The sequence below is a fragment of the Paraburkholderia sp. RL17-380-BIE-A genome (assembly GCF_046028085.1).
Classification (GTDB): domain Bacteria; phylum Pseudomonadota; class Gammaproteobacteria; order Burkholderiales; family Burkholderiaceae; genus Paraburkholderia.
Window position 1 is genome coordinate 142,172 of the sequence record NZ_JARESQ010000016.1, and the last position, 12,405, is coordinate 154,576.

General features: G+C 64.3%; 12 protein-coding genes. 3 read left to right on the plus strand and 9 right to left on the minus strand.

Going from position 1 to position 12,405, the window contains the following annotated elements; all coding sequences use genetic code 11:
• Positions 1–162: 162 nt before the first annotated feature.
• The 9 genes from P0D68_RS25605 to P0D68_RS25645 form a co-directional block, all read right to left on the minus strand.
• Complete coding sequence (locus tag P0D68_RS25605; protein ID WP_408301420.1) at positions 163–1,812, minus strand: HAL/PAL/TAL family ammonia-lyase; 1,650 nt, start codon at positions 1,810–1,812, stop codon at positions 163–165.
• A gap of 37 nt (positions 1,813–1,849) precedes the next feature.
• A complete protein-coding gene (locus P0D68_RS25610) occupies positions 1,850–2,641 on the minus strand; it encodes an ABC transporter ATP-binding protein (RefSeq protein WP_091802147.1) in 792 nt (263 codons plus the stop codon).
• Positions 2,642–2,676: 35 nt separating this feature from the next.
• Entirely contained in the window at positions 2,677–3,432 is a 756-nt protein-coding gene (locus P0D68_RS25615; protein ID WP_091802150.1) for an ABC transporter permease, read from the minus strand.
• A 14-nt stretch (positions 3,433–3,446) separates the two neighbouring features.
• Positions 3,447–4,169 carry an ABC transporter permease gene (locus tag P0D68_RS25620; RefSeq protein WP_091802154.1) on the minus strand — a complete coding sequence of 241 codons (723 nt, stop codon included), beginning with the start codon at positions 4,167–4,169 and terminating at the stop codon, positions 3,447–3,449.
• Between the two features lie 161 nt (positions 4,170–4,330).
• On the minus strand, positions 4,331–5,191 hold the full coding sequence (locus P0D68_RS25625; RefSeq protein WP_091802157.1) for a transporter substrate-binding domain-containing protein: 861 nt from the start codon (positions 5,189–5,191) through the stop codon (positions 4,331–4,333).
• A gap of 273 nt (positions 5,192–5,464) precedes the next feature.
• Entirely contained in the window at positions 5,465–6,145 is a 681-nt protein-coding gene (locus tag P0D68_RS25630; RefSeq protein WP_408184907.1) for a methyltransferase family protein, read from the minus strand.
• A gap of 12 nt (positions 6,146–6,157) precedes the next feature.
• Positions 6,158–6,994: an arylamine N-acetyltransferase family protein gene (locus P0D68_RS25635; RefSeq protein WP_408301423.1), complete on the minus strand. Its 837-nt coding sequence runs from the start codon at positions 6,992–6,994 to the stop codon at positions 6,158–6,160.
• 227 nt (positions 6,995–7,221) lie between these two features.
• Positions 7,222–7,905 carry a hypothetical protein gene (locus P0D68_RS25640; protein WP_408301425.1) on the minus strand — a complete coding sequence of 228 codons (684 nt, stop codon included), beginning with the start codon at positions 7,903–7,905 and terminating at the stop codon, positions 7,222–7,224.
• 164 nt (positions 7,906–8,069) lie between these two features.
• The gene (locus tag P0D68_RS25645) at positions 8,070–8,342 is read right to left on the minus strand and encodes a hypothetical protein (protein WP_408301485.1); all 273 of its coding nucleotides are present in this window, start codon (positions 8,340–8,342) and stop codon (positions 8,070–8,072) included.
• Between P0D68_RS25645 and P0D68_RS25650 the strand changes: the two genes are divergently transcribed.
• The 3 genes from P0D68_RS25650 to efeB all read left to right on the plus strand — a co-directional run bounded on the left by P0D68_RS25650 (position 8,242) and on the right by efeB (position 12,386).
• A complete protein-coding gene (locus tag P0D68_RS25650; protein WP_408301427.1) occupies positions 8,242–9,765 on the plus strand; it encodes a carbohydrate porin in 1,524 nt (507 codons plus the stop codon). The genes P0D68_RS25645 and P0D68_RS25650 overlap by 101 nt on opposite strands.
• 100 nt (positions 9,766–9,865) lie before the next feature.
• Positions 9,866–11,041 carry an NHL repeat-containing protein gene (locus P0D68_RS25655; protein WP_408301429.1) on the plus strand — a complete coding sequence of 392 codons (1,176 nt, stop codon included), beginning with the start codon at positions 9,866–9,868 and terminating at the stop codon, positions 11,039–11,041.
• Between the two features lie 37 nt (positions 11,042–11,078).
• On the plus strand, positions 11,079–12,386 hold the full coding sequence (gene efeB, locus P0D68_RS25660; protein ID WP_408301431.1) for an iron uptake transporter deferrochelatase/peroxidase subunit: 1,308 nt from the start codon (positions 11,079–11,081) through the stop codon (positions 12,384–12,386).
• Positions 12,387–12,405 lie beyond the last annotated feature (19 nt).

Sequence of the window (12,405 nt, forward strand, 5' to 3'; positions counted from 1 at the left end):
CTGGGGTCTCCCGTTTGCTATCAGGGCAGCCCTGCGTCTCTGCGCTTCGCGCGTTTGTAGTTGTGTTCACTCCGACCTCGTGGGTGGTACGCGGGTTCTACCTGGTTGGTACACCTCGACCGGCGCGCCGGCGGGTAAGCCCGCGCACCGGCACTGTTTCCATCATGCCATGTGCGCGGCGGCGTGCCCGTCGTTGACGGCGATATTCGCGGCGGCGCGAACGTGGCCCGCGCCCGCCTGACTCGTGACCGTTGCAGGCCTCGCCAGCTCGGTGCCGTCGACGGACGTATCCGGCCGAGGGCCAATGTTACCAGGGTTCGGCAACGGCGGCGGCGCCTCATCGGCGATCATGCGAAAGGCGATGCTCATGTCGTCCGCGAGCGGACGGTCGTCGCGGTACGCCGGCACGACACGGCGCACGCGCTGCCAGAGCGCTTCGGTGTGCGGCGCGCGCGGCGCGTCGATACTTTGCAGGTCGTAGGCCTGCGCCGCCGCCAGCAATTCGATCGCGAGGATGCGCCCGGCGTTGTCGATGATTTCCAGCGCTTTCAGCGCGGCCGGCGTGGCGTGGCACAGGTGGTCTTCCTGCAAGCCCGAGGTGATGCCGCCGTCGAGACTTGCGGGCAGCGCGAGACGCCGGTTCTGCGCGACCAGCGAGGCCGCGGTGTACTGCGCGATCATGAAGCCGGAACAGGTGCCGCCCGGCTCGGCGAGAAACGCCGGCAGACCGCTGACCAGCGGATTGACGAGGCGGTCGAGGCGCCGCTCGGCCATCGCGGCGACTTGCGCGATCGCGGTGGCGAGACTGTCCATCGCCAGCGCGATCGAAGCGCCCACCGCGTGCGCCTGCGAATACACGCGCGGGTCTTCCGGCGTGCCGGCGACAATCGGGTTGTCGGTAATCGATGCGAGTTCACGATTGACCACGTCGGCGGTCGCGGTGAGCACATCGCGCGCGGCGCCATGCACGTGCGGAATGGTCCGCATGCTCAGCGGGTCCTGCGTGCGGTGGCCGACCACCGCCGCGAGAATGCCGCTGTCGGCCAGTGCGGTGCGCATCCGCTCGCCGACCAGGTTCAAGCCCGGCGAAATACGCAATGCCAGCGAATCTTCATCGAAAGCCGCGAGCTGGCCGCGCAAATTCTCGAAGCTCATCGCGGCGACCATGTCGGTCCAGTCGAGCAGGCGTTCGGCCCGCGCGAGCGCCAATGCCGCAAGGCCCGTGACGCACGGCGTGCCGTTGATCAGGCTCAAGCCTTCCTTAGCTTCGAGCACCAGCGGTTCGAGCCCGAGCCGCTGCAGCGCATCGCGTCCTTTGAGCCGCTCGCCGCGAAAACGCGCGTAACCCTCGCCGATGCAAACAAGTGCGATATGCGCCATGTGGCTCAGATAACCGACCGAGCCGAACGCGGGCACTTCCGGCAAGCAATCCGCGTCGAGCAGCGCCACCAGCTGGTCCGCGACTTCGAGCCGAATCCCCGAATGGCCGTGCGCGAAGTTGTTGACGGCCGCGGCCATGATCGCGCGCGTTTCGGCGACACCGAGCGGCGCGCCGACGCCGACCGCGTGGCTCATCAGAATGTTGCGCGACAACGTGCGTTGTTCGGACGGCGAGACGATCACGTCGCACAACGCGCCTACGCCGGTATTCACGCCATACGCGCGAATCCCGCGCTCGACGATCTGTTCGACGAGCACGCGCGCCGCCGCGATGCGCGCGCGGGCGTCGGCGGAAAGCTCGAGCGGCTCGCCGGCGGCAACCGCTGCCACCTGAGCCCAGTCGAGAGGACGATTGGAACGGATTACGGCCATGTCAGCGCTCTACTTGGAAATTACCTGGTGATACTGATCAGTTCGTGGTGCGGTCCTGATGGCTCGAAACGAATTGCCTGAAGCGATCCGACTTGCATTCGACGAACACTTCGTCGGGCGTGCCGTCGGCTTCAACTTGCCCCTGATGCAGGAACATCACGCGATTGGACACATGGCGCGCGAAACCCATCTCGTGCGTGACGACCAGCATGGTGCGGCCCTCTTCAGCCAGCGAGCGCATCACGCGCAGCACCTCGCCCACCAGTTCGGGATCGAGCGCCGAGGTCGGCTCGTCGAACAGCATGACTTTCGGATGCATCGCCAACGCGCGCGCAATCGCCACGCGCTGCTGCTGCCCGCCTGAAAGATGCGCGGGATAGTGGCCGCGCTTTTCCGCAAGGCCAACTTTCGCCAGCAGGGCCTCCGCCTCTTCCACCGACTCGGCACGGCTGCGCTTTTGCACGCGCATCGGCCCTTCGATCAGATTTTCCAGCACCGTCATATGCGACCAGAGATTGAAATTCTGGAACACCATGCCCAGCTGTGAGCGCACCCGGTCCACCTGGCGGCGGTCGCTCGGCTGCAGCTTGCCGTCGCTGCGGCGCTTCATTTTCAATTCTTCGCCGGCGAGGGCGACCGAGCCGTCATCGGGTGTTTCGAGCAGATTCAGGCAGCGCAGAAAGGTGCTTTTGCCCGAGCCGCTCGCGCCGAGAATCGAGATCACATCGCCCTGGTGGGCGTCGAGTGAAATGCCCTTGAGCACATGGTGATCGCCGAACGATTTATGAATGTTCTTGACCGACAGTGCAACGGGTGCCGTAGCGTTCATGGGATTCTCCAGATTCATCCAGGATGGGCGGCCGTTCAAGGCGCGGCGCGACGCGCTTCGGTGGTGCTGGAAACTTTGCGGCTCACGGCGGCCTGCGGGCGCGCAGCTCGCAGGTGGCGCGACAGACGCGTTTCGAGCAGGCCGAGCAGCCGCACGATGACAAAATTCAGGAACAGGTAGATCAGCGCGGCGCAGATGAAGACTTCCGTCGTGCGATAGGTTTGCTGAATGATCTGCTGCGCGACGCCGGTCACTTCCCACACGGTGACGAGACTCGCGAGCGCGGTCGACTTGACGAGCAACACGGCTTCGGTCGAATACGCCGGCAGGCACTGGCGCAAGGCGATCGGGCCGATCACGCGGCGCAGCAGCGCGAAGCCCGACAGGCCGATCGAATAACCGGCCTCGATCTGACCGACCGGCACGGCCATCAAGCCGCCGCGAATGATCTCGGCGGTATAGCCGGCCGTGCATAACGCGAGCGACAACACCGCGCACATGTAGGGCTCGCGCAGTACCGGCCACAGGAAGCTCTCGCGTATCACGCCGAACTGGCCCATGCCGTAGTACACGAGGAACATCTGGATCAGGAGCGGCGAGCCGCGGAACACGAGGATATAAGCGCGCGCGAAGCGATTCGGCAGCCAGTGCGGCGACACGCGCATTGTGACGATCACGAGCGAGAGCAGGCCGCCGAGAATCAGCGAACAGAAGAACAGGCCAAGCGTGGTCGGCACAGCCGCGAGCAGTTGCTTGAGCGTGTCGAACAGAAAGTCGAAGTCGAAATGCATGATGGCCGCCCTCGTCAGTTACGCGCGAAGTTGCGCTTGAAGGACCGGCCCACGCGCGCTTCGGCGCGGTTGAAGACGCGGTTCGAGATGCTGGTCATGAGCAGGTAGAGCGCGCCGCCCACCACGAAGAACGTGAAGTATTGGTGCGTGGACCCCGCCGCCACCTGGCTCGTGCGCAGCAATTCGGCGAGCCCCGTCACCGAGATCAGCGCCGAGTCCTTCAGGCTGAGCTGCCACACGTTGCCGATGCCGGGCAGCGCGAAACGCAACACTTGCGGAATCAGGATGCGGCGCGCCATGGTCAGCGTCGGCATGCCGATCGAGCGCGCGGCTTCGAGTTCGCCACGCGACACCGCCAGCACCGCCGAGCGGTACACCTCGGCCTGATAGGCACCTGAAATCATGCCCACGGCAAGCGCGCCGATCACGAACGGCGGCACGCCGACAAAACCGTCCGCGCCGAACCACTGGCCGATGGTCGTGACAAGCGTCGAGCCGCCGAAATAGAACAGATAGATGACGAGCAGTTCAGGCACGCCGCGAAACACGGTGGTGTAGATATCGCCGATTACGCGCAACGTGCGCAAACGCGACAGCTTGGCCGCCGCCACCAGCGCGCCGAACACGGCGCCGACCGCGAGCGCCGCGAGCGTGAGCGCGACCGTCATCAATGCCGCGAGCAGTAGTACGCCGCCCCAGCCTTCCGGCCCGAAGCCGAGCATCTGTATCAGAGCCATTCCCTACCTCTCATCTTCATCCACTGCGGCGGATCCGAACCAGCCGGCTCGCGCAGTGAGGCCGTCGCGCGCGCCGCATCTTCCGAACGCGCTCAGGAAAACGCCGGGCCGCCCACAGCTGTTGCCTCGCGCGAAGCAACAGGCTCGGGGCGCCCGCCAAATCAAGGCGTGACGTCGGTCTTGAACCACTTGTTGGAGAGCTTCTTGACGGTGCCGTCGGCAAGCGCGGCGCTGATCGCGGTGTCGAACTTCGCTTTCAGATCGGCGTCCTGTTTGCGGAACGCCAGGCCTTCACCCGGGCCCCAGATCGGGCCGCCGATCTTCGGGCCGGCCATCGCGATCGACGCGGTTTCTTTCTTGTCGATATTGGCAGCGTAGTAAGTCACGTCGTCGAACGAGGCGTCGATGCGGCCGTTGGCCAGATCCAGATCGCGCTCGGGCGAAGTCTTGTAGACGCGGATCGTGGCGATGTCCTTGAAGCCGTCGTTGATGAACTTGGTGTAGACCGTGCCCGACTGGATGCCGATGGTCTTACCCTTCAGCTGCTTGCGCAACGCGTCGACAGTCGGCTGGTCGGCCTTCGGATCGCCCGACAGCTTCACGACGCCGGCACCCGGCGCGGCCTTGGGCAAAATCTTCGCGTCGGCCACGGCGAACGTGGCGGGCGTGGCGGCGTACGGCTTCGAAAAGGCGATAATCTTTTCGCGCTCCGGCGTAATCGAAATCGCATCCATCAGGACATCGAACTTGCCAGCCTGCAGGCCGGGAATCATGCCGTCCCAGTCTTGCGCCACGAGGTTGCATTGCAGCTTGATGCGCTCGCACAGGTTGGCGACCAGTTCAGGCTCGAAGCCGCCCAGTTTGCCGCCTGGCAAGGTCAGGTTCCACGGGGCGTAGCCGCCTTCGAGCGCGATCGTCACTGTCTTCCAGTCTTTGGCCTGCACCGGTGCCGCGAAAATTGCCACGGCGCCGATAACGGCGCCGATCAATGCTTTTGCTGCCGTCGTGCGCTTCACTTTCACGTCGAAACTCCTTTGATTGAGGAAACCGTCGAACCGAGTGTTTAACCGCTGCTTAATTTGTATAGACAAGTCTGCATGAGTCAAAAAGCCGCTGCAAGACAATTTGCGGGAAATTGGCCGGATCATCGGGTAAGCCCCTAGACGATGCCGTGCGACGGGACTTTTCGGGGAGTCTTTACGTGCGTGAGGGGGATGGCGCGTGTCGTCGCATGCAAGCGCACCTTTTGTTTTGTCTAGACAGGTTGATGCGCAGCGATGGTGTCGCGGTGCGCCTCACCAGATAAACGGCACGAACCGATAACGCACGCGCGCCATGTAGTCGGTGTAACCGTCGAGTTGCGCGGCCAGCACGCGCTCTTCGCGCACCGCGCGCCAGCCGATGCCGATCACCATGACCGGCACGAGGGCGAGTCCCCACAACGACCCGAGCAGCAAAGGCGTGCCGACGAACATCAGCAACGCGGCGGCGTACATGGGGTGACGCACATGCGCGTAGAGGCCGGTGTCGATCACCTTATGCCCCCGGCTTGCCTGGATCTTCACGACCGGCGCGGCATAACTATTGGCCTGGAACACGAAGCGGCACATGAATAGGCAAAGGAACACGCACAGCGAGCCGAGGCTGACCAGCGCGACCGGCAGCGGCGCGGTCCAACGAAAGCGTATCGCGTCGAACGCCATCAGAACCAGCCAGCCGCACCACACCACCGCGACGGCCACCATGAATATGCGGTCCCAGCGGCTTTGCTGCTCCTGCACGAAAGGCGACAGACGCTCGGCGAGCAGACCGGGATCATGACGCGCGAGCCACAAGCCGATCCATAGACTCAGCACGCCCAACTCGATCACGTACCACCACGCGGCCGGCCACGCAAAGGTGCCCGCCGCGCCGAACAGCAGCGCGCCCATGCCGAGCAGCCACACCACGGTTTGAAAAATGAGGCGCGCGACCATGGCCGTTCGTCGCTACGCGGTTTTCGCCGGCGTGCGCACGCGCTCGAATATCTCGGCGATGTCGATCTCACCGGTATCCAGGCCGAACTGATCGCGCAGACACGCGGCGAGTTCGGCGGCGCTCCCGAGCTGCCGCTCGCTGATGAGCCGGCCGTCCGCGGCGCGCTCGCTTAATTGATCGTTGAGCAGCGCGAGCCGCGCTTCGGGCAGCACACGGCACACGATCAGCGTGCTCGCAAAAATCGCTTCCGGCGATGTCGACGTATACCAGTTCGAGGTTTCGTAATCGATCCACTCGACCGGATGCAGATCGAAGCGATAGACGCGCGCCCAACTTTCGTCGCGTGCCTGCACTTCGAGATAGAGCGCCTCGCGCGATGCGTCGGCAAGACGGAACGTACCGAGTTCGGTGGACTGCGCGAGGCCCGCGGCGAGCCGCAGCGGCGCGGTCAGCGTCACGCTGCCGAAGCCGACGTCCGCGATCCAGGCTTCGCCGCTTATGTCGACGCGCAACACCATATGCGTGCGCGGCGGAACGGCGTCCGACTCGCGACCCCACAGCACGCGCCCGAGCAACGGCGTGACCGTGAAGCCCAACTGAAGCAGCACGTCGGCGAACAGCGCGTTCTGTTCGAAACAGTAGCCGCCGCGGCGTTCGGTGATGAGTTTGCGCTCGACCGCCTCAAGATCCAGTTTCACCGGGCGCCGCGTGAGCGGGTTCAGATTCTCGAACGGGATCGCGCGCGGATGCAGCCGGTGAAGCGCCTGCAAGACTTCCAGCGTGGCCGCGCGCGGACCGTCGTAGCCTATGCGGGCGAAGTAGTTTTCCAGATTCACTGTGTGCGGCATCGGCAGGGTTCCGGTATGGTTTTGGGCGCCGGACGCTTATGCAACAGCGTGCGGCTGTGTGCGGTGATTTGCGGCCGGGCGGTTTCGGAAATCGATCATAGCCGCTTTCAGGGCCCGCTCGCTGCCGTGCTGCTTACCTGTTTTCGTAGGCAGCGGCCCGCGCCGCCCGTGCGAGGGCGGCGCGCTTTGCCGAGGCCGTATGTTGCCTGCCGCCTGCCTACTTCCCCTTACTGCCCGCCCTTCAACGCCGAGGTGGCAATAGACGGCACGCTGATGCCGTGGCTCGACGCGAACTGCACGGCCGAACTCAGCGTGGACATCAACGATTGCAACTGGCCCGGCGCCGATTGCGCGATGTACGAGGCGCTTTGCGCCGTCTGCGGATTCATGCCGGACTGCAGCAGTGACGACGGACTCATCTGGCCGATACTGCCGAGCCCCGACTGCAAGCTGGAATATTGGCTCACGCCTTTACCCAGCGACGACAACCCGTCCGTGAAGGCCTCCTTGTTGATGGGCGTAGCCGACGCACTGCCGCTCGCCCGGCTCGCAAAGGCTTGCGTCAGCGTTTGCGACAGCGACTGCTGCGTGCTGCCCACCTGAGTCAGTTGACTCACCGAGGGCGTGCCGCCGCTCAGCAATCCCGCCGCCTGCTGCGCCTGCCCCGCCGCGCTGCTCATGCCCATCGCGGAGGCAAGACTCGACTGGCCGCTGAGCACCTGCTGGTTCGCCCCCACATAGGTCTGCAACAACTGCGAGACACCGCCCGACGAAGCCGTCGCCCCGGCGCCCGCCGAACTGTCGCCGCCGCCTATGCCGAACTGTTTGAGATTCAATTGCGCATTCGACGCGCCACTCACCAGCAAACCGCTGCTCGCCAGCAGCGAAATCAACATCTTGCGTTTGTTCATATCCCTCTCCTGAATGGGCGTTTCGGGTATTCGTGCGAGTTCGACACGACACCCCGGAACGCGTTCGATATGTCCAGATCCATACGGTTTCATTACGCTTTCATTGACGGCGAATTACATGCAAATGCCGTTCAATAGCAGCCCGTAAAGAACAAAGTTATAAGTCAGTAATATTGATGCGAATCGTTCTCATTTGTGTTGACGCACCCATTTCGCATGCGTACGATCTCGCCATCTGCTGCAACGGGTGTCGCGAACCATGCGGCAAAATCGCGGGCACGCGCCAACGCGCCGCGATGGTTCAAATCAGTCGATACAACACCAATAAGGATTTCGATGAAGTTCGCCCAATTCAACGGACCTGGCGCGAAGGCGCGTCCGTTTCGCGATTCCGAGCCGCGCGCCAAGGCGGCGTGCCGTTCACGGTTGCCTTCCATGCGGCGCGCCGCGCTTTGCACGGCATTCGCCTGGGCGTCGCTGACTGCCGGCGCCGCGATGGCCGAAGCCAATCCCGACGCCACGCCGGAAGCGCCCGAGGCCGACCTGAAGATTCAGGCGACGCAGACGAACCAGTGGACCGGCTTCTGGAATCGACAGCAGATGCTCGGCGACATTGGCGGCTTGCGCCCGTGGCTCGGCAAATACGGTGTGACCTTCACGCTTACCGAAACCAGCGAAGTGCTCGCCAACCTGCGCGGCGGTCTCGCGCGTGGCGCCGACTACGACGGCCTGACGACCGGCACCGTGCAACTGGACACGCAAAAAGCCTTCGGCTTGCCGGGCGGCCTCTTCAACGTCAGCGCGTTGCAGATTCACGGCGCCAATCTCAGCGCCAACAAGCTCGGCACACTGAATACGGCGAGCGGCATCGAAGCGGATGACGCCACCCGCCTGTGGGAACTGTGGTACCAGCAGTCGTTCCTGAACAAGCGCCTCGACGTGAAGATCGGTCAGCAAAGTATCGACCAGGAATTCATCACGAGCCAGTACTCGGCGCTGTTCGTCAACACGATGTTCGGCTGGCCCGCCCTGCCCTCGTACGACATGCCGTCCGGCGGCCCGGCGTATCCGTTGTCCGATCTGGGCGTGCGCGTGCGCGGCCAGATCACGCCTTCATTGACCGCGTTAGCCGGCGTGTTCGACGGCGATCCGCTCGGCAACAACCCGGACAACAAGAGCGGCACCAACTTCAATCTGCACAACGGCACGCTGTTCATCGGCGAATTGCAGTACGCGATCAACCAGCCGGCCGACGGCGAAATGGTCGGCGCGGGCGGCGGCGGTTTGCCGGGCACCTACAAGCTCGGTGTCTGGTACAACAACGGCAGCTTCGCGGATCAGCGCTACGACAACACCGGCTTGTCGCTTGCGAATCCGGCGACGAGCGGCGTCGCGCAGAATCACCACGGCGACTACAGCTTCTACGCCGTGGCCGATCAGATGATCTGGCGTCCGGACCCGGACGAAGCGCGCAGCATCGGCGTATTTGCCCGCGTGATGGGCGCGCCCGGCGACCGCAACCTGGTGAGCCTCGCCGCCAACCTCGGCATAGTCATGAAAGCGCCGTTCGCCGGCCGCGACAACGATAGCGTCGGCCTCGCGCTCACGTACATCAAGGTCGGCAATCACGTGAACGGGCTCGATACGGATGCGCGCGCATTCAGCAATAGCCCGTACGGCATACGGACCAGTGAAACCACGCTCGAGGCGACCTATCAGTATCAGGTCAATCCGTGGTGGCAACTGCAAGCTGACGCGCAATACACGTTCAACGCCGGCGCCGGCCAGAATCCGAACGATCCGACCCAGCCGCTACGCAACACGTTCGTTATCGGCGTGCGAACCAACATCAATTTCTGATGACGTTCGCGCCCAACTCACACGCTACCGACCCATCGAATTCCATGCTTTCGATCATGACCGCAATCACCGCTTTGTGCGCAGGCACGGAGGCTCAATCGTGAACAACCCCACGCGCAAGTTTTCGCCGCGCGCCGCGCGGGCCCTCGCATGGCCGCTCGCACGGCCTTTGATCGCCGCCGCTGTCAGCGTGGCCGCATTCGCGACGGCCGGCAGCGCGCAGGCCGAGCCGCAAGGCTTCCTCGAAACCGTCAAGCATCACACCACGCTGATCAATACCGTGCCGGGCAACGGCGACCAGAATCCGTACGCCGTGGTGGTCGCGCCGGTCACGGCGGGCACCGTCAAACAAGGTGACGTGCTGGTCGGCAACTTCAACAACTCGACCAATCTGCAGGGCACCGGCAGCACGATCATCAACTATCACCCGGACACCAAAGAGATGACGGTGTTCGCCACGGTGCCGCGCGATCTGAAGGAATGCCCGGGCGGTATCGGCCTGTCGACCGCGATGACGATGCTCAAGTCCGGCTACGTAATCGTCGGCAGCACGCCGAGCAACGACGGCACCACGGGCACCAAGGGCGCCGGCTGCCTGATCGTGCTCGATCCGCAAGGCAAGGTCGCCTCGACCATCACGAGCCCGAACATCAATGACCCGTGGGGCAACATGGCGGTCGTCGACGACGGCACCAGCGCGACGCTGTTCGTCAGCAACGCCGGCTTCGGCGTGGGCGGCGCGGACGGCAATCCGCCGGTATTCAAGCAGGCCACCGTGCTGCGCCTGGATCTCGACGTGCCGGCCGGCAAACCGCCCGTCGTCAAGAAAGAAACGGTGGTGGGCAGCAACTTCGGCGCGCAGGCGGATAAGGGCGTGTTCCTCGTCGGCCCCACCGGCCTCGCGCTTTCGGCCGATCAGAAACTGCTCTACGTGTCCGACGCGATCGGCAACCGCATCACCGAAATCGACGAACCGATGACGCGCGACACGAGCGCGGGCGTCGGCCGTCAACTGACCGCCGACGGCCTGCTGCACCGCCCGCTCGCCATGGTTACCGCGCCGAACGGCCACCTGCTCGTGACCAATGCGCTGAACGGCCAGATCGTCGAAATCGATCCGGCGAGCGGCAAGCAGATTTACGCGCGCTGGATCGACACCGACAAGGCGCAATCGCCGCCGGGCAACGGCGATCTGTTCGGCCTCGCAATGACGCCTGAAGGCGACGGTTTCTACTACGTGCAGGACGACGTGAACACGCTCGTGCTCGCGAAGTGATTTCAATGTTCCAACGCCAAATGAAGGTGAAGTAACCATGGCAAACGATCACCCCCCGCGGCCTTCACGGCGCGGGTTTCTCAAGGCGGGCGGCGCCGCGGTCGCAGCAGGCGCGAGCCTCGGCGCGGGGCTGGCTACGTCGCAGAGCGCGCTCGCCAGAACGCAGGCGCATGCACCCGTCGATCCGCAACTTGCCGTCGAGCCGTTCTACGGCGCGCATCAGGGCGGCATCGTCACACCGCAGCAAAGCCACACCTACGTCGCCGCGCTCGATCTGACCACGGAGAAACGTGACGACGTGATCGCGCTGCTGCGCGCGTGGACCGACGCGGCCGCGCGTCTCACGCAAGGCGGCACGGCCGCGCCGCTGGCGACCGGCGACGCCGGCGACAACAAGGCCGCGCCCGATTCCGGCGATGTGCTCGGCCTCGGCCCCTGCGGCCTGACGATCACCTTCGGCTTCGGCCCCGGTCTTTTCACGCACGAAGGCAAGGATCGCTACGGCCTCGCCGCGCGCCGCCCCGCCGCGCTCGTCGATCTGCCGCGTTTTAACGGCGACCAGTTGATCAAGGAAAAAACCGGCGGCGATCTGTTCATTCAGGCCTGCGCGAACGATCAGCAGGTCGCGTTTCACGCGGTCCGGCAGTTGGCGCGTCTCGCTTACGGCACGGCGGCGATGCGCTGGGGCCAGTCCGGTTTCCTGTCGGGTCCGCGCGGTCAGACGCCGCGCAATCTGATGGGCTTCAAGGACGGCACCAACAATCCGTCCACCGCGAAGCCGCAGTTGATGAACGAATTCGTGTGGGCCGGCGCCAGCGCCGACGCGCCGTGGATGGAAGGCGGCACCTACACCGTCGTGCGACGCATCCGCATCACGCTGGAGCACTGGGACAACACCGAGCTGGACTTCCAGGAACAGGTATTCGGGCGCCACAAGTACAGCGGCGCGCCGATCGGCAAGAAGAACGAATTCGACGCCGTGGACCTGAAGGAAGAGGACAAGGACGGCAATCCGGTGATTCCGGAGAACTCGCACGTGCGTCTGTCGAATCAGGCGAGCAACAACGGCGCGCAGATTCTGCGGCGATCGTACTCGTATAACGACGGCACGAACTTCTACATCGAACGCTGGCCGCCATGGCGCCAGGAAACCGAATACGACGCGGGCCTCATTTTCATCGCGCATCAGGGCGACCCGCGCACCGGCTTCATTCCGATCAACGACAAGCTCGCGAAGTTCGACATGATGAACCAGTTCACGACGCACGTAGGCAGCGCGATTTTCGCCGTGCCGCCGGGCGCGAAGCCGGGTTCGTATATCGGCGCGGGATTGTTCGAGGCGTAATGCGAGCCGCGCAGTCGGC

Excerpts from the sequence above, each read along its gene's own strand:
- P0D68_RS25645 (WP_408301485.1), bottom strand. The coding sequence starts at position 8,342 with ATGGAAGGCAACCGTGAACGGCACGCCGCCTTGGCGCGCGGCTCGGAA.
- P0D68_RS25635 (WP_408301423.1), bottom strand. The coding sequence starts at position 6,994 with ATGCCGCACACAGTGAATCTGGAAAACTACTTCGCCCGCATAGGCTAC.
- P0D68_RS25610 (WP_091802147.1), bottom strand. The coding sequence starts at position 2,641 with ATGAACGCTACGGCACCCGTTGCACTGTCGGTCAAGAACATTCATAAA.
- P0D68_RS25620 (WP_091802154.1), bottom strand. The coding sequence starts at position 4,169 with ATGGCTCTGATACAGATGCTCGGCTTCGGGCCGGAAGGCTGGGGCGGC.
- P0D68_RS25640 (WP_408301425.1), bottom strand. The coding sequence starts at position 7,905 with ATGAACAAACGCAAGATGTTGATTTCGCTGCTGGCGAGCAGCGGTTTG.
- efeB (WP_408301431.1), top strand. The coding sequence starts at position 11,079 with ATGGCAAACGATCACCCCCCGCGGCCTTCACGGCGCGGGTTTCTCAAG.
- P0D68_RS25650 (WP_408301427.1), top strand. The coding sequence starts at position 8,242 with ATGAAGTTCGCCCAATTCAACGGACCTGGCGCGAAGGCGCGTCCGTTT.
- P0D68_RS25615 (WP_091802150.1), bottom strand. The coding sequence starts at position 3,432 with ATGCATTTCGACTTCGACTTTCTGTTCGACACGCTCAAGCAACTGCTC.
- P0D68_RS25605 (WP_408301420.1), bottom strand. The coding sequence starts at position 1,812 with ATGGCCGTAATCCGTTCCAATCGTCCTCTCGACTGGGCTCAGGTGGCA.
- P0D68_RS25630 (WP_408184907.1), bottom strand. The coding sequence starts at position 6,145 with ATGGTCGCGCGCCTCATTTTTCAAACCGTGGTGTGGCTGCTCGGCATG.